Consider the following 18,748-nt stretch of genomic DNA (forward strand, 5'->3'; position numbering starts at 1 on the left):
GTTTCTCTCTTCTAGTTTGACTCTATCCTGCCATGTTCCACATGAAACAATTTACCATGTTCGTCCAACATGTCGGCGATTTGGTTTTCAGTGATAGAGCTTACAAATACTTGTGCGCCCGTCTCTTTCAAGCACTCTGCAAGACGCTTACGACGTTGGCTGTCTAATTCCGACGCAAAGTCGTCAATTAGGTAAATGCATTGTTTACCGGTCATCTCTGTCAGATGCTGCCCTTGCGCTACTCGCAATGCACACACCATGAGTTTTAATTGACCGCGTGACAGAACATCCTCAACGGGTGTTCCGTTCACTTTAATGCGCAAATCCGCTTTATTTGGGCCACTAAAGGTGTAACCCAATGCCTGATCACGCTCGAAATTCTTCTCTAGTATCTCTTGGTATGGGGTATCTTTATCCCAACCACGATAATACTTTAATTGGATCTCAAATTCTGGCAAAAATGTCTGACAGATGGATTCTGCGACCGTTTTCATCTGTTCGATGTACAGCGCTCGCCACTGGCTTATGTTTTCCGCCAATCTCGCCATCTCCTGATCCCAGTAGCTGAGCTCTCGATAGCTGGTGGCGGTTTTCAGTAACGCGTTTCTCTGCTTATTAAGACGCTTAAAACGTCCCCACGCATCATAAAAAGCGGGCTCGGTGTGGAACACGCCCCAATCGATAAATGCGCGCCGATGTTTTGGTCCATCGGTAAGTAAATCAAACCCTTCCGGATGTATCAACTGCAGTGGTAACACTTGTGCCAGCTGCGCTAATTTTTGTCCGGATTGGCCGCCTATTTTAACCTCTGTCGAGCCATCGCGCTGCTTATTAATGCCTATTGGTAGCTCAAATTGATCAGAGTTCAAAAAACGTCCATGAACAAACAGTTCATCGCACTCATTTTGGATCACTCGACCAGTCAGAGTGCTTTTAAACGAGCGGCCATGTCCAAGCAAATATACCGCTTCTAAGACACTGGTTTTACCGCTGCCGTTCGGACCGATAAGAAAGTTAAAGCCTGCTGATAACTGAATATCACAGGCTTTAATGTTTCGAAACTGCTGAATAATAAGACGAGAAAGAGGCATTCTGTTCGCTTATAGACGAATTGGCATCACCACGTACATGGCACTGTCATCGTCAGCATTTTCAATAAGCGCACTTGCATTGGCATCCGACATCGACACGCGCACATTTTCACAACGTAGCGTATTCAGCACATCCAGAACGTAGCTGACGTTGAAGCCGATTTCGATCGGTTCACCATCAAAGCTGACGTCCAGCATCTCTTCAGCTTCTTCTTGTTCTGGGTTGTTGGCTGTAATGCGCATTTCCGTATCTGCCAGATTGACTCGCACGCCACGGAACTTTTCATTGGATAAAATCGCAGCACGTGAAAATGCCTGACGTAACTCGTCACAGCTTGCGATTAAGGTTTTGTTGGTATTTTGTGGCAATACGCGGCGATAGTCAGGGAAACGGCCATCAACAAGCTTAGAAGTGAAGATAAAGTTGTTCACTTCAGCGCGCACATTAGAGTTACCAATTTGCAAAACGACAGGCTGCTCAGGTGCATCCATGAGCTTAACGAGTTCCTGGACACCTTTACGTGGCACAATGATTTGCTTTTGCGCGAAATCTGCGCCCAGTTCGGTTTGTGATACCGCCATACGGTGGCCATCGGTGGCAACGCTACGTAACGTTGTACCATCAATTTCAAACAACATACCGTTGAGGTAGTAACGCACGTCCTGATTTGCCATCGAGAACTGAGTCTTGTCAATCAATGTGCGCAATTCCGCTTGGCTCAGTGACACTTCAACTTCACTTTGCCAATCTTCGATGTTCGGAAAGTCATTCGCAGGTAGCGTAGCTAATGAGAATCGGCTGCGGCCAGAACGAACTTGTACGCGATCACCTTCTAATACGAAGGTAATGATCGCATCGTCAGGTAAACCGCGGCAGATGTCGAGAAACTTACGCGAAGGAACGGTAATGCTGCCCGCTTCAAAATCCCCTTCCAGAGTCACTTTGCTAACCAGTTCCACTTCCAGATCGGTTGCGGTCATCGATAGCACGTTCTCTTCTACTTTTATCAGTAGGTTACCCAAAATAGGCAGGGTTGGCCGGCCACCCAAAGCGCCCGAAACCTGTTGTAGCGGTTTGATTAAATGACTACGTTCAATAGTAAATTTCATGCTTGGCTCTTTACGCTGTCAGCTCAATAAATGATTTGCTTAGAATACTGTTATTCTAACCGATTAAGACGACAGGGTGCGAATCAAGTTAGAGTAATCTTCCTTAATATCGTGGCTCTCTTCACGCAGCTGCTCAATCTTGCGACATGCATGCAGTACCGTGGTGTGGTCACGACCACCAAACGCATCGCCAATTTCTGGCAAGCTGTGGTTAGTCAGCTCTTTTGCCAGTGCCATCGCCAACTGACGAGGACGCGCAACAGAGCGAGAACGACGCTTAGACAGTAAATCTGCAACTTTAATTTTGTAGTATTCCGCCACCGTTTTCTGAATATTGTCGATGGTGACCAGCTTTTCTTGCAGCGCTAGTAGATCGCGCAGTGCTTCACGTACAAAATCAATCGTGATTGGACGACCGGTGAAGTTAGCATTCGCGATGACACGGTTTAGCGCGCCTTCCAGCTCACGAACGTTTGAACGCAGACGCTTAGCAATAAAGAACGCCACTTCATCCGCAAGGTGAATTTGGTGATCTTCGGCCTTCTTCATCAAAATCGCTACGCGAGTTTCCAGCTCAGGTGGTTCGATCGCAACAGTCAGACCCCAGCCGAAACGAGATTTCAGACGATCTTCTACGCCGCTGATCTCTTTTGGATAACGGTCAGAAGTCAGGATGATCTGTTGGTTGCCTTCCAATAACGCGTTGAAGGTATGGAAGAACTCTTCCTGCGAACGCTCTTTGTTAGCAAAGAATTGGATATCATCGATAAGCAACGCATCCACACTGCGGTAGTAGCGCTTGAACTCTTCGATCGCATTGTTTTGCAGTGCCTTAACCATGTCCTGTACGAAACGTTCAGAGTGCATGTACACCACTTTCGCGTTCGGGTTGTTATCCACAATCGCGTTACCTACTGCATGCAGAAGGTGAGTTTTACCCAGACCAGTGCCCCCATATAGGAACAATGGGTTGTATGCTGCGCCCGGGTTATCCGATACCTGACGTGCCGCAGCCAAACCCAACTGGTTCGACTTACCTTCTACAAAGTTGTTGAACTTGTGTTTTGGGTTCACGTTCGAGCGGTGATTAATGTCCGCGATCGCCTGAGCATCATCATCCCAGGTTTTATGCACTGGCTTACGAGCCTGTAACTGAGCAGGGGCAGACGATTCAGCAGCCACATCCGCTGGCGTACGCGTCGGTGCCGGTTTAGGCGCAGAAACCGGACGGCTACCTACTTCAAAACGTAAGTTAGGGATGTCATTACCGCAATAAACCTGCAGTAAACGAGTAATGCTGTTCAGATACTTGTCACGTACCCAGTCCAACACGAAACGGTTTGGCGCGAATAGAGTGAGAGTATTGTCATTGAGCTCCGCTTGTAGCGGACGAACCCACATGCTGAATTCTGTTGCTGGTAGCTCTTCTTGAAGCTGCTGCAAACATTGCAGCCAAAGCGAAGATGACACGGTGCCCCCACTGAGTAATTGGATTGTCGGAAAAGACTGGCAATTTTACCTGTTGATAACCAAGATCGCCAGCACTTGATCGAGGATCCAGTGAATAAGATCTAAGTTATTCACAATTATTTCGCCAAACTTGATGAGATCAACACACCTTGCCCCAAACTTGCCCACACATTGATCCACTTTTGGGCAAAATCCCTCCGATCAAGGAATTGGTGATAACTCTGTGTATTATTTTATTTCCAAGCGCGATTTTTTCGATCTTATTTCCCTATTGAGATCGTATTTCACCAGACCTGTGAATAAACTTATTAGTATTTGAAACAATTGTTAACTTATTACGCCCAGATCTAGACTATTGCTCTTGGTTATTATTTAATTGAGAAAAATAACAGTAGTATATCTAACCATAAAATTGTGGAGATTTAAGATGAAAAACTGGATTAAGGTTGCTGTAGCGGCTATCGCACTATCTGCAGCAACAGTTCAAGCAGCAACAGAAGTCAAAGTCGGTATGTCAGGCCGTTACTTCCCGTTCACGTTTGTTAAGCAAGATAAGCTACAGGGCTTTGAAGTCGATATGTGGGACGAGATCGGTAAGCGCAACGATTACAAGATCGAATACGTCACTGCGAACTTTTCTGGTTTGTTTGGTCTGTTAGAAACGGGTCGAATCGATACGATCTCAAACCAGATCACCATGACAGAAGAACGTAAGGCAAAATACCTGTTTGCTGACCCATACGTGGTTGACGGTGCACAAATCACCGTACGTAAAGGCAACGACAGCATCAAAGGCATCGATGATCTGGCTGGCAAAACCGTAGCAGTAAACCTGGGTTCGAACTTTGAGCAGCTTCTTCGTAAGTACGATAAAGACGGCAAAATCAACATCAAGACGTACGATACAGGTATCGAGCACGATGTTGCATTAGGTCGTTCTGACGCTTTTGTTATGGATCGTCTGTCAGCACTAGAGCTGATCAAGAAAACCGGTCTTCCACTAGAATTAGCTGGCGAACCATTTGAAACCATTCAAAACGCTTGGCCGTTCGTAAACAACGAAAAAGGTCAAAAGCTACAAGCTGAAGTTAACAAAGCACTTGCAGAAATGCGTGCAGACGGTACCGTTGAGAAGATTTCCGTGAAGTGGTTTGGTGCCGACATTACCAAATAAAACACTTTGAAATATAAGGTGAGGAGAGATACCCTCCTCACCTCTATAAATTTACGTGAAGGTGGAACATAGTTTTCCACCTTTTCTTTTCTCTAGCGTTCAGGTATGCCGAATGGGATTTGATTTTAATTACATGTTGGAACTGTTGCCGATATTGCTCAAATATCTTGGCACAACCATGGAAATGGCAACATGGGGATTAGTGTTCTCACTGATTCTTTCCATCATTTTAGCCAATATCCGCGTTTTTAAGGTTCCAGTACTCGATCAATTGAGCCAGCTGTACATCAGCTTTTTCCGAGGAACCCCACTTTTAGTTCAGCTGTTCCTGCTTTATTACGGCTTACCGCAAATCTTTCCATTTATGGTTGGCCTCGACGCTTTCTCTGCGGCCGTGATCGGTTTAACCCTCCACTTTGCCGCCTACATGGCAGAGAGTATTCGAGCGGCAATCATCGGTATTGATCGCAGCCAGATGGAAGCGAGCTTATCGGTAGGCATGACGACCACTCAGGCGATGCGTCGGGTCATCCTGCCGCAAGCGACACGTGTTGCGCTGCCATCTCTGATGAACTACTTCATCGATATGATTAAATCGACCTCCCTCGCCTTTACGCTGGGCGTAGCAGAAATCATGGCTAAAGCGCAGATGGAAGCATCATCCAGCTTCCGATTCTTTGAAGCTTTCCTTGCCGTCGCTCTGATTTACTGGGGCGTGGTAGTGATTCTGACCCGCGTTCAAATTTGGGCTGAAGCAAAACTTAATAAGGCGTACGTTCGATGATTAAATTAGAGAATATTCATAAGCGCTTTGGTGATACTGAAGTGCTGAAAGGCATCGATATCGACATCAAACAAGGTGAAATCATCGTTATCATTGGCTCCAGTGGTACCGGTAAATCCACCTTATTACGCACAGTTAACTTTTTAGAACAAGCTGACGAAGGGCGCATCACTATTGATGATGTGTCGGTAGATGTAAATAAGCACACCAAAGCCGAAGTGCTGGCTTTACGCCGCCGAACGGGTTTCGTCTTCCAAAACTATGCGCTGTTTGCTCATATGACAGCGCGCCAGAATATTGCCGAGGGTCTGGTTACCGTTCGAGGCTGGAAAAAAGGCCAGGCACTTCAACGTGCTCAGCAGATTCTGGACGATATTGGCCTCGGGGAAAAAGGCGACAGCTACCCTGCTGCGCTATCTGGAGGTCAACAGCAGCGTGTGGGTATTGGTCGCGCGATGGCATTACAGCCAGAACTGCTGCTGTTCGATGAGCCAACTTCAGCACTCGATCCGGAATGGGTCGGCGAAGTATTGTCTCTAATGAAGAAGTTAGCCAACCAGCATCAAACCATGCTGGTGGTCACGCACGAAATGCAATTTGCCAAAGAAGTCGCCGACAGAGTGATCTTCATGGCCGAAGGCAATATCGTTGAACAAGGTTCTCCACAGGATATATTCGATAATCCACAAGATCCTCGTTTGAAAAAATTCCTTAACCAAGTTGGGATAGAGTAACGATCAAACATCAGGATCGATTGATCCTTGAGATTTTGCTCACACTACGTATAATCGCCCGGCCGGAATTTCATACGCATTGAGTCATTGACACACAATGTGAGTGTGATTACAATTCCGCCTCTTTGTTGAGAGGCGTCGGTTGCCTTCTCTATGTAAAGAGCTTCTTTATATAAAGAAAGCATGTGCCCACGCCGGGTTTAACAAGAACCTAAAACTACTGATCAGTAAAGGTAATTATCATGAAACGCACTTTTCAACCTACAGTTCTAAAGCGCAAGCGTACTCACGGCTTCCGTGCTCGCATGGCAACTAAGAACGGTCGTAAAGTTATCAACGCACGTCGTGCAAAAGGCCGTGCGCGCCTATCAAAATAATCGCTAGTTTATTTTGAACACGTACGCGTTTAATCGGGAGTTACGTTTGTTAACTCCCGAGCATTATCAAAACGTCTTCCAGCAGGCTCATCGTGCTGGCTCGCCTCATTTCACCATCATTGCTCGCAATAACACTCTTTCTCATCCACGATTAGGTCTGGCTGTTCCGAAAAAGCAGATTAAAACTGCCGTCGGTCGTAACCGATTTAAGCGCCTGGCTCGTGAAAGCTTCCGTAATAAGCAACATCAGCTTCCAAACAAAGATTTTGTTGTGATCGCGAAGAAAAGCGCGCAAGATTTAAGCAATGAGGAATTATTTAAATTGTTTGATAAGCTATGGCAACGCCTGTCTCGCCCTTCACGTGGATAGCCATTGGGCTCGTTTATCTGTATCGCTGGTTTATCAGCCCTTTGATTGGTCCTCGTTGCCGGTTCACACCAACTTGTTCCACTTACGCGCTAGAAGCTTTGAGAGCTCACGGTTTTGTAAAAGGATGTTGGTTATCAGGCAAACGTCTATTAAAATGCCACCCTTTGAATGAAGGGGGGTATGACCCCGTTCCACCAGTCCAAAAACAAGACAGAGATAACTAACGATGGATTCTCAACGTAATATCCTGCTCATCGGTTTGGCCCTGGTTTCTTTTTTGCTGTTTCAACAATGGCAAGTAGCGAAGAATCCAGAACCTCAAGCAGTTGAACAGGCTCAATCAAACAGCAGTCTACCTGCACCATCTTTTGCTGATGATCTAGACCCAGCTCCAGGACACCAGCAAGCTTCTGCAAAAACTATCACAGTAACGACTGATGTTTTAACTCTGTCGATCGACACCGTTGGTGGCGATGTGGTACATGCCGACCTAAATCAATATTCTGCTGAACTTGATTCTGCTGACCCGTTTGTTCTGCTAAAAGACACTCAAGGTCACCAGTTCATCGCGCAAAGCGGCCTTGTGGGTCCACAAGGTATCGATCTTAGCAGCACTAACCGCCCTTACTACAATGTAAGTGCAGACAGCTTTACGCTTGCTGATGGTCAGGACGAACTGCGCGTTCCAATGACTTTCACAGCAAACGGCCTTGAGTACACGAAGACTTACATCTTTAAGCGCGGCAGCTACGCACTTAACGTTGAGTACGATGTAGTTAACAACTCAGGTAACAACGCAACATTTGGTATGTACGCTCACCTGCGTCAAAACCTAATGGACGATGGCGGCAGCATCACGATGCCAACATACCGCGGCGGTGCTTTCTCTACAGAAGACACGCGTTACAAAAAATACAGCTTTGATGATATGCAGGATCGTAACCTGTCTATCAACCTAGCAGACGGCCAAGGTTGGGCAGCAATGATCCAACACTACTTCGCTGCTGCCTGGATTCCACGTAACGAACCTGGTACAAATCTTTACACTCGTGTAATCGGTAATATGGGCGATATCGGCGTACGTATGCCGAACAAAACCATCGCAAATGGTGACCAAGCGAAGTTTGAAGCAACACTATGGGTTGGTCCAAAACTTCAGGATCAAATGGAAGCCGTTGCGCCGAACCTAGACCTTGTTGTGGATTACGGCTGGCTATGGTTCATCGCGAAGCCACTACACTGGCTACTGTCTATGATTCACGGCTTCGTGTCTAACTGGGGTGTGGCAATCATCCTGTTGACCTTCGTGGTTCGTGGTGCAATGTACCCACTAACAAAAGCTCAATACACATCTATGGCAAAAATGCGCATGCTACAGCCTAAGCTGCAAGCAATGCGTGAACGTATCGGCGATGACCGCCAGCGTATGAGCCAGGAAATGATGGAACTGTACAAGAAAGAGAAAGTAAACCCACTTGGTGGCTGTCTACCTCTTGTCCTACAGATGCCAATCTTTATCTCGCTATACTGGGCACTGATGGAATCCGTTGAGCTACGTCACTCCCCATTCTTCGGTTGGATTCATGACCTTTCAGCGCAGGACCCATACTACATCCTGCCACTACTGATGGGTGCTTCAATGTTCATGATCCAGAAGATGAGCCCAACAACAGTAACGGATCCAATGCAGCAGAAGATCATGACCTTCATGCCGGTTATGTTTACCTTCTTCTTCTTGTTCTTCCCATCAGGTCTGGTTCTGTACTGGTTGGTGTCGAACATCGTTACGCTTATCCAGCAAACTCTGATCTACAAAGGATTGGAGAAAAAAGGCTTACACACTAAGTAATCCTTTGGAAATTGATTGAAAAAGGCGGCCAAAAGGTCGCCTTTTTGTTTTTGGCTACTTATACCCAAATGACTTCAAGATGCAGTGTTCAGAGCATTGTCACTGGCTCGAGTTCAAGGAAAATAACGCAGCGTAATAGCGAGCTCTTTCCAAGTTATTTGACACAGAAATCGTGTCAGTGACATGCTCCCGAAGGGCGAGTTGCCTTGGCCCACATCCTTTGTTAACGATTTTTGATTTAGAACCACCAGATCTTCAAATCGTTGCCGCGTCTGTGAACCAAGTCATTCTCGCTGAATCTAGCACCTTGAAGTTATTTGGGTATACAATTCAGCTAACAAATGGTTATGGCTCAGCTGAGCCCAGCTCAAAAGGCAAGATTATGACTACAGATACGATTGTCGCTCAAGCGACCGCACCTGGTCGTGGCGGTGTCGGCATTATTCGTGTTTCCGGCCCCAAGGCCAATTTGGTGGCAGAGGAAGTGACGGGTAAAACACTCAAACCTCGCTACGCAGAATATCTGCCATTCCAGGCGGAAAATGGCACCGTGCTAGATGAAGGTATCGCTCTGTACTTCCCTAACCCGCACTCGTTCACCGGTGAAGATGTCCTGGAGCTGCAAGGCCACGGTGGCCCAGTGGTTATGGATATGCTGATTAAACGCATTCTGGGGATTGCAGGTGTACGCGCCGCGCGTCCAGGTGAATTCTCAGAACGCGCGTTCCTCAACGACAAAATGGATCTGACTCAAGCAGAAGCCATTGCTGACCTGATCGATGCCAGCTCAGAAGAAGCAGCGAAATCTGCCCTGCAATCACTGCAAGGCCAGTTCTCTCAACGTATTCAGACGCTGGTGGAGTCACTGATTCATCTGCGTATCTACGTGGAAGCCGCCATCGACTTCCCGGAAGAAGAAATTGATTTTCTCGCCGACGGCAAAGTTGCTGGCGATCTACAGACGATTATCGACAATCTCGATGCTGTGCGCCGTGAAGCAAGCCAGGGCGCAATTCTGCGTGAAGGTATGAAGGTGGTTATCGCTGGTCGTCCTAACGCGGGTAAATCCAGCCTACTGAACGCTCTGTCTGGCAAAGAGTCTGCTATCGTGACTGATATTGCGGGTACCACACGTGACGTACTAAGAGAGCACATTCATATTGATGGAATGCCTCTACACATCATCGACACTGCTGGCCTGCGTGATGCTTCCGATGAAGTAGAAAAAATTGGTATCGAACGCGCCTGGGAGGAAATAGAACAAGCCGACCGCGTGCTGTTTATGGTGGATGGCACCACAACCGATGCCACCGATCCGAAAGACATCTGGCCTGACTTTGTTGATCGCCTGCCAGACAATATTGGCATGACAGTGATCCGTAACAAAGCGGATCAAACTAGTGAAGAGATGGGGATCTGTCATGTGAATAACCCCACTTTGATCCGGTTATCTGCAAAAACTGGCGCTGGCGTCGATGCTCTGCGCGCGCATCTGAAAGAGTGCATGGGTTTCTCTGGTAACACCGAAGGTGGCTTTATGGCCCGACGTCGCCATCTGGATGCGTTAGAACGCGCAGCTCAGCACTTGCAAATCGGTCAGGAGCAGCTTGAAGGGTATATGGCTGGTGAGATACTCGCGGAGGAGCTACGCATCACTCAGCAACATCTGAACGAGATTACCGGAGAGTTCAGCTCAGACGATCTGCTCGGCCGCATCTTCTCTTCATTCTGTATCGGCAAATAATATAACGCGCGGTGTTAAGTTTAAGCTTGCCACCGCGTTTCTTTTTGTACTCTCGCTCAACAACGCTTTGTTCGAGCGCAGGTATGGCTATAAGGAAGACAAATGATCCACATTATTACAGGCAGTACCCTGGGTGGCGCGGAATACGTCGGGGATCACCTGAGTGATCTGCTCATAGAAAAGGGATTTGAAACCACAATCCACAATCAGCCAGAGCTAGCGTCAATAGACAATAAAGGTACTTGGTTGATCATCACTTCAACACACGGAGCTGGTGAATACCCAGATAACATTCAGCCATTTATCGCGGCACTACAGAATACACCACCAAAGATGGCGGACGTGAAGTTTGCGGTGATTGCGATTGGTGACTCAAGCTATGATACCTTCTGTGCCGCTGGCCAACATGCGTATGATTTGCTGGAAGACATCGGTGCAACACCGATTGCTGACTGCCTGAAGATTGATATCCTTAGCCACACAGTAGCGGAAGATGCCGCGGAAGAATGGCTAAAAGAGCATATCGAGCGATTCTAACCTTAACGTCTCCACCTCTTACAGAGTCGCTTTGCGGCTCTGCTAACCATACTGTGAATAAGTTTCCCTGTTATTTTTTTCTTAAATGGTTAAAAATCACTCAATAAGTCTGTGGATAAGTAATATAAGATCCAGTGATTTTCCTTTAGTTATCCCAATAATAACTTTGATCGTTTTCTTCCCCTGTGTATAACTACCCATTTTGATCCCAGCTAATCCTCGATCAGATCCAAGCAAGATCACAAGATATGATCCAAAGAAGATCCATGATCTTGTTGATCATTTTTAGGTTATCCACAGGAGGGAGCGATCCTAATAATAGATCTAATAAAAGATCATATATATAGATCTTATATATATTTATCTTGAAGCTTAAAACGGATAAAACGAGAAAACGATTTTCTCTCTGGCATAAAGCAGGTAAAATGCTGCTCCTTTATCTGTCCAATAAATCCTTTGAATACCTGAGGTCGGTTCATGCTTTATCACGAAAACTTTGACGTCATTGTTGTTGGTGGCGGACATGCAGGAACGGAAGCCGCACTCGCATCTGCACGTACAGGACAAAAAACTCTTCTCCTTACCCATAACATCGATACATTAGGCCAGATGTCTTGTAATCCGGCGATTGGTGGTATCGGTAAAGGTCACTTGGTAAAAGAAGTGGATGCAATGGGCGGTCTGATGGCGCAAGCCATTGACCATGCGGGTATTCAGTTCCGCACACTTAATGCTTCTAAAGGACCAGCAGTACGAGCGACACGAGCTCAGGCTGATCGTGCCCTTTACAAAGCGTATGTTCGCAGCGCATTAGAAAATGCACCTAACCTGACGTTATTCCAACAATCTGTCGACGATCTGATTGTTGACCAGGATCGCGTGTTCGGTGTTGTGACTCAGATGGGTCTGAAATTCCATGCTAAAGCCGTGGTCCTTACTGTAGGTACTTTCCTGGGTGGTAAGATCCACATTGGAATGGAGAGTTCTTCTGGTGGCCGTGCAGGTGATCCTCCATCGATCGCACTTGCGGATCGTCTTCGTGAACTTCCGTTCCGGGTTGATCGCCTGAAAACCGGTACACCACCACGTATTGATGCTCGCTCAGTCAATTTGTCTGTGCTGGAAGAGCAACATGGTGATAATCCAACGCCTGTGTTTTCATTCTTGGGCAAGCGCGAGCAGCACCCGCGTCAGATCCCATGTTTCATTACTCATACAAATGAAAAAACACATGATGTGATCCGCAATAACCTCGATCGTAGCCCGATGTATGCTGGCGTTATCGAAGGTATTGGTCCGCGTTACTGCCCGTCTATTGAAGACAAAGTAATGCGTTTTGCCGATAAGAACAGTCACCAGATTTTTATTGAGCCAGAAGGTTTAACAACCAACGAACTGTATCCAAATGGTATCTCCACCAGCTTGCCATTTGACGTACAGGTACAAATCGTTCGCTCAATGAAGGGCTTTGAGAACGCGCACATCGTGCGTCCAGGTTATGCGATTGAGTACGACTTCTTTGACCCACGAGATCTGAAACAGACTTACGAAACCAAGTTTATTCATGGTTTGTTCTTTGCTGGCCAGATTAACGGCACAACCGGTTACGAAGAAGCGGCCGCTCAAGGTCTGATGGCAGGTCTGAACGCAAGTTTGTACAGTCAGGACAAAGAAGGCTGGAGCCCACGTCGTGATCAGGCTTACATGGGCGTATTGATTGATGATCTGTCAACAATGGGTACTAAAGAGCCGTACCGTATGTTTACCTCTCGCGCCGAGTACCGTTTGTTACTTCGAGAAGACAATGCTGATTTACGTTTGACAGAAAAAGCGCGTGAGCTTGGACTTGTGGATGACGTTCGTTGGGCCCGTTTCAACCAAAAAATCGATAACATGGAAACCGAACGTGCGCGTCTGAAAGCGACATGGGTGAATCCAAACTCGGCGGGTATCGACGAATTAAACCAATTGCTTAAAACCCCAATGGCACGCGAAGCCAGTGGTGAGGATCTGCTACGTCGTCCAGAGATCACCTATTCTCAGTTAACTCAATTGGATGCATTCGCGCCAGCAATGGACGATCAACAAGCCGCTGAGCAAGTTGAAATCCAGGTGAAATACGACGGTTACATTAAGCGTCAGCAAGAAGAGATCGAAAAATCGCTTCGCCATGAACACACTAAGCTACCTGCGGATTTGGATTACAAAGACGTAAAAGGCTTATCGAACGAAGTGGTCGCGAAGCTGAGCGAAGCCAAACCTGAGAGCATTGGTATTGCCTCTCGCATTTCAGGTATTACGCCTGCGGCGATTTCGATTCTTCTGGTGCATCTGAAGAAGCACGGTTTGCTCAAAAAAGGTGAGGAAGAGTAATGAGTGCACTACGAACCAAGTTAGACGCACTGATTGCTCAGACCGACTTAGAGGTTTCAGACAAACAACGCGAGCAGTTGGTTGGATACGTCGAACTGCTCGACAAGTGGAACAAAGCTTACAATTTAACCTCGGTACGCGATCCGCTTGAGATGTTAGTGAAACATATCCTTGATAGCATAGTGGTTAGTACTCACTTGCAAGGTGAACGATTTATCGATGTTGGTACTGGCCCGGGTTTGCCTGGGATTCCACTGGCCATCATGAATCCTGACAAGACCTTCTTCTTGCTCGATAGCTTAGGTAAGCGTATTCGCTTCATCAAGCAAGTCGTACATGCTTTAGGGCTGAACAATGTGACACCAATTCAGAGTCGCGTTGAAGAATTTCAGTCTGAAGAAAAGTTTGATGGCGTTCTAAGTCGTGCTTTTGCTTCAATGACAGATATGGTTGAATGGTGTCATCATCTGCCTAATCAGGAAAATGGATTATTTCTTGCATTGAAAGGTCAGCTCCCTAAAGATGAAATAGATCAGCTTCCTGAGTGGTGCTATGTGACCGAGGTCATATCTTTGATGGTTCCTGAGTTAGAAGGGGATCGTCATCTAGTAATCTTATCGCGCAAGGATAATTAGCGAGGTAATCGTGGGTAAAATTGTAGCAATCGCCAACCAGAAAGGTGGGGTCGGCAAAACAACAACGTGCATTAACTTAGCGGCTTCGATGGCGGCAACAAAGCGCAAAGTTTTGGTTATCGATCTCGATCCTCAAGGCAATGCTACGATGGCCAGTGGTGTTGATAAGTATATGGTTGATGCCACTGCATATGATCTTCTTGTTGAAGAAGCGCCGTTTGACCAAGTTGTGTGTACCGAAACGAGCGGTAAGTACGATCTTATCGCTGCAAACGGTGATGTGACGGCAGCAGAAATCAAACTGATGGAAGTGTTTGCTCGCGAAGTTCGTCTGAAAAATGCCTTAGCGTCAGTTCGTGATAACTATGATTTCATCTTTATCGATTGTCCCCCTTCTCTAAACCTTCTTACAATCAATGCTATGGCTGCAGCCGACTCAGTGCTGGTGCCAATGCAATGTGAATACTTTGCGTTAGAAGGTTTAACTGCTCTGATGGATACGATCAGCAAATTAGCTGCCGTGGTTAATGAAAACCTCAAAATTGAAGGTTTACTGCGGACTATGTACGATCCGCGTAACCGCTTATCGAACGAAGTCTCTGACCAACTTAAAAAGCACTTTGGTACCAAAGTGTATCGCACGGTTATCCCGCGTAACGTACGTTTGGCTGAAGCGCCAAGTCACGGTAAACCTGCTATGTACTACGATAAGTACTCTGCGGGTGCTAAAGCGTACCTTGCCCTAGCGGGAGAAATGCTACGCCGTGAAGAGCTTCCAGTTTAACTCTAACCTAAGGAATTCAATCCCATGTCTAAGCGTGGTCTAGGAAAAGGACTGGATGCGTTGTTGTCGACCAGTTCATTTGCCCGAGAAAAACAGCACATTGCATCGCAAAGCCAAGCTCTATCGGCTGACGGTGAGTTAACTGACTTAGCGATTGGTCAATTGCAACCGGGTATCTACCAACCGCGTAAAGATATGGCGCCAGAAGCGCTTGAAGAACTGGCCGCCTCGATTCAATCTCAGGGCATAATTCAGCCTATCGTGGTGCGTCAGGTCGAAAGTGGCCAGTTTGAAATCATCGCAGGTGAGCGTCGTTGGCGCGCGGCAAAGCAAGCTGGACTTAAGCGTGTCCCTTGTTTAGTGAAAAAGGTTGAAGATCGCGCAGCGATTGCTATGGCGTTGATTGAAAACATCCAACGTGAAGATCTCAATGTCATTGAAGAGGCTCAGGCTCTTGAGCGTCTGCAAGACGAGTTTGTCTTAACGCACCAACAAGTCGCGGATGTGATTGGTAAGTCAAGAACGACGGTGAGCAACTTGCTGCGTTTGAATCAGCTTGAGCTTGAAGTGAAAAGTCTGGTTGCGCAGAAAAAGCTGGAGATGGGCCACGCGCGAGCACTATTAGCACTGGAAGGTGAGCAGCAAATCGAAGTGGCTCTGCAAGTTGCGAAGAAGCAAATGACTGTCCGTCAAACCGAACAGTTAGTAAAAAAGTGCCTAGCCCCACAGAATGAGCAAAAAGCGCAACAAGAAGATACCGAAGCCGAGCAAATGTCGCATAAATTAAGCCAAATGCTTGACGCTAAAGTTTCTTTGGTTCGTTCTGCTAACGGAAAAGCTAAATTGACGATAAGTATTGATGAGCCTCACAAATTGGACCAACTTATTGCCAAGCTGGAAGCCTAAATGAGATAATTGATTTAGGTCAATTAACTGAATAATTCGAATTTTGTGCGAAAGTTGTCGTTTTGTAAACAAAACTGTAAGTTTTTGATGCAATTTAATTGCATTCGGTTGGACTGAACGTATAATTTTCGCCAATTTCCCTGCACAGAGAGTTTAGTGCGAAGTGGATAATACTAGAGGTACGAATACATGGTAGCTGCGTTAGCTAGACCAGGACGAGAGCTTGCAAGGCAATTGTTAATGATCGAGTCTGGCGCGGTTATTTTTGTGGCTGCAGGAATGGCGGTGGCCGTAAATCCTGATTGGGGACTTTCAGCGTTGATTGGTGGGGGCATTTTTGTCATCGCCAATGCAGTATTCGCGTTATGTGCTTTCATGTTTAGTGGAGCTCGCGCTGCCAAGCGCATCGCTGCTTCTTTCTATACGGGTGAAGTACTGAAAATTCTCATCACGGTTGCACTGTTCTATGTTGCCTACATGTATATGCAGGTGGAACTTGTTCCCCTCAAACTAACCTATTTGCTGGTACTAGGTATTAATATCTTTGCACCAGTGCTATTCATTAACAACAAAAAATAGGATGAGTTATGGCTGCGCCAGGTGAAGCGCTAACATCGTCCGGTTACATTGCCCACCACCTTTCTAACCTATCGTTATACAAGTTAGGTTTAGTTGCGGAGGAGACAAGTTTCTGGAACGTACATATCGATAGCCTGTTTTTTTCTTGGTTTACTGGTTTAATTTTCCTCGGAATCTTTTACAAAGTAGCGAAGAGAACAACAGCGGGTGTACCGGGTAAGCTTCAGTGTGCTGTAGAAATGATCGTAGAATTTGTCGCTGATAACGTCAAAGATACGTTCCATGGACGCAACCCACTGATCGCGCCTTTAGCACTGACTATCTTTTGTTGGGTATTTTTGATGAACGTGATGGACTTAGTCCCGATCGACTTCTTACCATACCCAGCAGAACATTGGCTTGGTATTCCTTACCTTAAGGTCGTACCGTCTGCTGATGTGAATATCACCATGGCTATGGCTCTAGGCGTGTTTGCATTGATGATTTTCTACAGCATCAAAGTGAAAGGTCTAGGTGGATTCGCAAAAGAACTTGCACTACATCCATTCAATCACCCACTGATGATTCCGTTTAACCTACTGATTGAAGTGGTATCGCTACTTGCGAAACCTCTATCACTTGGTATGCGTCTATTCGGTAACATGTTCGCGGGTGAGGTTGTATTCATTCTTTGTGCGGCAATGCTACCATGGTACTTACAATGGATGGGTTCACTACCGTGGGCAATCTTCCATATCTTGGTTATTACGATTCAAGCCTTCGTATTCATGATGTTGACAATTGTTTACCTGTCAATGGCACACGAAGATCCTGATCATTAATTTTTTTAGCTTTTTATTTGGGCACTAAGCCAACAACTATAAATTGGAGATAGTAATGGAAACTTTACTGAGCTTTTCTGCAATCGCCGTAGGTATTATCGTCGGTCTTGCTTCTCTTGGTACAGCGATTGGTTTCGCACTGCTAGGTGGTAAATTCCTTGAAGGTGCAGCACGTCAACCAGAAATGGCTCCTATGCTACAAGTTAAGATGTTCATCATCGCAGGTCTACTTGATGCGGTTCCAATGATCGGTATCGTAATCGCGCTACTATTCACATTCGCAAACCCATTCGTTGGTCAACTAGGTTAATCACCTTTAACTCGGGGCGAGCTCTGGCTTGTCACTGATTAACACTAAGTCCAAATAGAGGGGTAGCTGTTGTGAACATAAACGCAACTCTGCTAGGTCAAGCAATATCGTTCGCACTATTTGTGTGGTTCTGCATGAAGTATGTATGGCCGCCATTGATGCAAGCGATTGAAGAACGTCAGAAGAAAATCGCTGATGGTCTTCAAGCAGCTGAACGTGCTGCGAAAGACTTGGATCTAGCACAAGCCAACGCTTCTGATCAATTGAAAGAAGCGAAGCGCACAGCAACTGAGATCATTGAGCAAGCGAACAAACGTAAGTCTCAAATTCTAGAAGAAGCTCGCGAGGAAGCTCAGGCAGAACGCCAGAAAATCCTAACGCAAGCGGAAGCAGAACTTGTAGCAGAACGTAATCGTGCGCGCGATGAGCTGCGCAAACAAGTTGCTACTCTGGCTGTAGCTGGTGCTGAGAAAATCCTTGAGCGTACTATCGATAAAGAAGCGCAAAAAGATATTCTCGACAACATTACTGCAAAACTTTAAGTCTGGGGGCGCATATGTCTGATTTGACTACAATCGCACGCCCCTATGCTAAAGCAGCTTTCGACTTTGCGGTAGAAAAAGACCAACTAGCCCAATGGGGTCAAATGCTGTCTTTTGCTGCTGAAGTTGCCAAAAACGAACAAATGAGTGAGCTACTAACCAGCTCATTCTCTGCTGAAAAAATGGCAGAGATTTTTGTTGCAGTTTGTGGTGACCAAGTTGATGCAAGCGGTCAAAACCTTCTGAAGGTTATGGCTGAGAATGGTCGTTTAACGGCCCTTCCTGATGTTTGTGAGCAATTCTTCATTCTGAAGAAAGAGCATGAGAAAGAAATCGATGTTGAAGTGATTTCAGCATCTGAACTTTCTGATGAACAACTTGCAAATATTGGCAGCAAACTTGAAGCACGTCTTGAACGTAAAGTGAAGCTGAATTGCAGTGTAGATGAGACCCTACTTGGTGGGGTTATTATTCGAGCCGGAGACCTAGTCATCGATGACTCAGCGCGTGGTCGTTTGAACCGCCTGAGCGATGCATTGCAGTCTTAATGGGGATTGG

21 protein-coding genes are annotated in these 18,748 nt (G+C 46.4%); 18 read left to right on the forward strand and 3 right to left on the reverse strand.

The genetic code is table 11. The features are described 5' to 3' along the window. Positions 1-11: 11 nt before the first annotated feature. The 3 genes from recF to dnaA all read right to left on the reverse strand — a co-directional run bounded on the left by recF (position 12) and on the right by dnaA (position 3,671). Positions 12-1,091, reverse strand: a complete 1,080-nt coding sequence (gene recF / locus ACWYU8_RS20055; RefSeq protein ID WP_457521520.1) for a DNA replication/repair protein RecF — start codon at positions 1,089-1,091, stop codon at positions 12-14. A 9-nt stretch (positions 1,092-1,100) separates the two neighbouring features. Then, a complete protein-coding gene (gene dnaN / locus ACWYU8_RS20060; protein ID WP_457521521.1) occupies positions 1,101-2,201 on the reverse strand; it encodes a DNA polymerase III subunit beta in 1,101 nt (366 codons plus the stop codon). 63 nt (positions 2,202-2,264) lie between these two features. Beyond that, the gene (gene dnaA / locus ACWYU8_RS20065; protein WP_457521522.1) at positions 2,265-3,671 is read right to left on the reverse strand and encodes a chromosomal replication initiator protein DnaA; all 1,407 of its coding nucleotides are present in this window, start codon (positions 3,669-3,671) and stop codon (positions 2,265-2,267) included. Positions 3,672-4,098: 427 nt separating this feature from the next. Here dnaA and ACWYU8_RS20070 point away from each other — a divergent pair, with 427 nt between their 5' ends. The 18 genes from ACWYU8_RS20070 (at position 4,099) to atpH (ending at position 18,738) form a co-directional block, all read left to right on the forward strand. After that, entirely contained in the window at positions 4,099-4,845 is a 747-nt protein-coding gene (locus ACWYU8_RS20070; RefSeq protein ID WP_014230421.1) for an amino acid ABC transporter substrate-binding protein, read from the forward strand. A 112-nt stretch (positions 4,846-4,957) separates the two neighbouring features. Continuing rightward, positions 4,958-5,629, forward strand: a complete 672-nt coding sequence (locus tag ACWYU8_RS20075; protein WP_014230420.1) for an amino acid ABC transporter permease — start codon at positions 4,958-4,960, stop codon at positions 5,627-5,629. After that, positions 5,626-6,363 carry an amino acid ABC transporter ATP-binding protein gene (locus tag ACWYU8_RS20080; protein ID WP_457521523.1) on the forward strand — a complete coding sequence of 246 codons (738 nt, stop codon included), beginning with the start codon at positions 5,626-5,628 and terminating at the stop codon, positions 6,361-6,363. The genes ACWYU8_RS20075 and ACWYU8_RS20080 overlap by 4 nt, the downstream gene beginning before the upstream one ends. Positions 6,364-6,605: 242 nt before the next feature. After that, complete coding sequence (gene rpmH / locus ACWYU8_RS20085) at positions 6,606-6,740, forward strand: 50S ribosomal protein L34 (protein ID WP_005378825.1); 135 nt, start codon at positions 6,606-6,608, stop codon at positions 6,738-6,740. 46 nt (positions 6,741-6,786) lie between these two features. After that, a complete protein-coding gene (rnpA, locus tag ACWYU8_RS20090; protein ID WP_020333575.1) occupies positions 6,787-7,110 on the forward strand; it encodes a ribonuclease P protein component in 324 nt (107 codons plus the stop codon). Further along, positions 7,077-7,334: a membrane protein insertion efficiency factor YidD gene (yidD, locus tag ACWYU8_RS20095; RefSeq protein ID WP_005378822.1), complete on the forward strand. Its 258-nt coding sequence runs from the start codon at positions 7,077-7,079 to the stop codon at positions 7,332-7,334. The genes rnpA and yidD overlap by 34 nt, the downstream gene beginning before the upstream one ends. Positions 7,335-7,336: 2 nt before the next feature. Beyond that, positions 7,337-8,959, forward strand: a complete 1,623-nt coding sequence (gene yidC, locus ACWYU8_RS20100; RefSeq protein WP_457521524.1) for a membrane protein insertase YidC — start codon at positions 7,337-7,339, stop codon at positions 8,957-8,959. Positions 8,960-9,341: 382 nt separating this feature from the next. Further along, positions 9,342-10,703, forward strand: a complete 1,362-nt coding sequence (mnmE, locus tag ACWYU8_RS20105; protein ID WP_457521525.1) for a tRNA uridine-5-carboxymethylaminomethyl(34) synthesis GTPase MnmE — start codon at positions 9,342-9,344, stop codon at positions 10,701-10,703. Positions 10,704-10,805: 102 nt separating this feature from the next. Next, a complete protein-coding gene (mioC, locus tag ACWYU8_RS20110) occupies positions 10,806-11,240 on the forward strand; it encodes an FMN-binding protein MioC (protein ID WP_457521526.1) in 435 nt (144 codons plus the stop codon). Between the two features lie 477 nt (positions 11,241-11,717). Continuing rightward, on the forward strand, positions 11,718-13,613 hold the full coding sequence (gene mnmG / locus ACWYU8_RS20115) for a tRNA uridine-5-carboxymethylaminomethyl(34) synthesis enzyme MnmG (RefSeq protein ID WP_457521527.1): 1,896 nt from the start codon (positions 11,718-11,720) through the stop codon (positions 13,611-13,613). Continuing rightward, the gene (rsmG, locus tag ACWYU8_RS20120) at positions 13,613-14,248 is read left to right on the forward strand and encodes a 16S rRNA (guanine(527)-N(7))-methyltransferase RsmG (RefSeq protein ID WP_457521528.1); all 636 of its coding nucleotides are present in this window, start codon (positions 13,613-13,615) and stop codon (positions 14,246-14,248) included. The genes mnmG and rsmG overlap by 1 nt, the downstream gene beginning before the upstream one ends. Positions 14,249-14,258: 10 nt before the next feature. Beyond that, entirely contained in the window at positions 14,259-15,032 is a 774-nt protein-coding gene (locus ACWYU8_RS20125; RefSeq protein WP_444496081.1) for a ParA family protein, read from the forward strand. Positions 15,033-15,056: 24 nt separating this feature from the next. Continuing rightward, the gene (locus tag ACWYU8_RS20130; RefSeq protein WP_457521529.1) at positions 15,057-15,938 is read left to right on the forward strand and encodes a ParB/RepB/Spo0J family partition protein; all 882 of its coding nucleotides are present in this window, start codon (positions 15,057-15,059) and stop codon (positions 15,936-15,938) included. 189 nt (positions 15,939-16,127) lie between these two features. After that, the gene (locus ACWYU8_RS20135; protein WP_444496083.1) at positions 16,128-16,517 is read left to right on the forward strand and encodes a F0F1 ATP synthase subunit I; all 390 of its coding nucleotides are present in this window, start codon (positions 16,128-16,130) and stop codon (positions 16,515-16,517) included. An 8-nt stretch (positions 16,518-16,525) separates the two neighbouring features. Next, on the forward strand, positions 16,526-17,338 hold the full coding sequence (atpB, locus tag ACWYU8_RS20140) for a F0F1 ATP synthase subunit A (protein WP_014233417.1): 813 nt from the start codon (positions 16,526-16,528) through the stop codon (positions 17,336-17,338). A 55-nt stretch (positions 17,339-17,393) separates the two neighbouring features. After that, positions 17,394-17,648 (forward strand): F0F1 ATP synthase subunit C, encoded by a 255-nt coding sequence (atpE, locus tag ACWYU8_RS20145; RefSeq protein ID WP_002540812.1) that lies wholly within the window; start codon positions 17,394-17,396, stop codon positions 17,646-17,648. 71 nt (positions 17,649-17,719) lie between these two features. Further along, complete coding sequence (atpF, locus tag ACWYU8_RS20150) at positions 17,720-18,190, forward strand: F0F1 ATP synthase subunit B (protein ID WP_457521530.1); 471 nt, start codon at positions 17,720-17,722, stop codon at positions 18,188-18,190. Positions 18,191-18,204: 14 nt separating this feature from the next. Then, a complete protein-coding gene (atpH, locus tag ACWYU8_RS20155) occupies positions 18,205-18,738 on the forward strand; it encodes a F0F1 ATP synthase subunit delta (RefSeq protein WP_457521531.1) in 534 nt (177 codons plus the stop codon). The last annotated feature ends 10 nt before the right edge of the window (positions 18,739-18,748 follow it).

It is taken from the genome of Vibrio limimangrovi (assembly GCF_054064025.1).

Excerpts from the sequence above, each read along its gene's own strand:
- recF (WP_457521520.1), bottom strand. The coding sequence starts at position 1,091 with ATGCCTCTTTCTCGTCTTATTATTCAGCAGTTTCGAAACATTAAAGCC.
- dnaN (WP_457521521.1), bottom strand. The coding sequence starts at position 2,201 with ATGAAATTTACTATTGAACGTAGTCATTTAATCAAACCGCTACAACAG.
- ACWYU8_RS20070 (WP_014230421.1), top strand. The coding sequence starts at position 4,099 with ATGAAAAACTGGATTAAGGTTGCTGTAGCGGCTATCGCACTATCTGCA.
- ACWYU8_RS20075 (WP_014230420.1), top strand. The coding sequence starts at position 4,958 with ATGGGATTTGATTTTAATTACATGTTGGAACTGTTGCCGATATTGCTC.
- ACWYU8_RS20080 (WP_457521523.1), top strand. The coding sequence starts at position 5,626 with ATGATTAAATTAGAGAATATTCATAAGCGCTTTGGTGATACTGAAGTG.
- rpmH (WP_005378825.1), top strand. The coding sequence starts at position 6,606 with ATGAAACGCACTTTTCAACCTACAGTTCTAAAGCGCAAGCGTACTCAC.
- yidD (WP_005378822.1), top strand. The coding sequence starts at position 7,077 with ATGGCAACGCCTGTCTCGCCCTTCACGTGGATAGCCATTGGGCTCGTT.
- yidC (WP_457521524.1), top strand. The coding sequence starts at position 7,337 with ATGGATTCTCAACGTAATATCCTGCTCATCGGTTTGGCCCTGGTTTCT.
- mnmE (WP_457521525.1), top strand. The coding sequence starts at position 9,342 with ATGACTACAGATACGATTGTCGCTCAAGCGACCGCACCTGGTCGTGGC.
- mioC (WP_457521526.1), top strand. The coding sequence starts at position 10,806 with ATGATCCACATTATTACAGGCAGTACCCTGGGTGGCGCGGAATACGTC.
- mnmG (WP_457521527.1), top strand. The coding sequence starts at position 11,718 with ATGCTTTATCACGAAAACTTTGACGTCATTGTTGTTGGTGGCGGACAT.
- rsmG (WP_457521528.1), top strand. The coding sequence starts at position 13,613 with ATGAGTGCACTACGAACCAAGTTAGACGCACTGATTGCTCAGACCGAC.
- ACWYU8_RS20130 (WP_457521529.1), top strand. The coding sequence starts at position 15,057 with ATGTCTAAGCGTGGTCTAGGAAAAGGACTGGATGCGTTGTTGTCGACC.
- ACWYU8_RS20135 (WP_444496083.1), top strand. The coding sequence starts at position 16,128 with ATGGTAGCTGCGTTAGCTAGACCAGGACGAGAGCTTGCAAGGCAATTG.
- atpB (WP_014233417.1), top strand. The coding sequence starts at position 16,526 with ATGGCTGCGCCAGGTGAAGCGCTAACATCGTCCGGTTACATTGCCCAC.
- atpE (WP_002540812.1), top strand. The coding sequence starts at position 17,394 with ATGGAAACTTTACTGAGCTTTTCTGCAATCGCCGTAGGTATTATCGTC.
- atpH (WP_457521531.1), top strand. The coding sequence starts at position 18,205 with ATGTCTGATTTGACTACAATCGCACGCCCCTATGCTAAAGCAGCTTTC.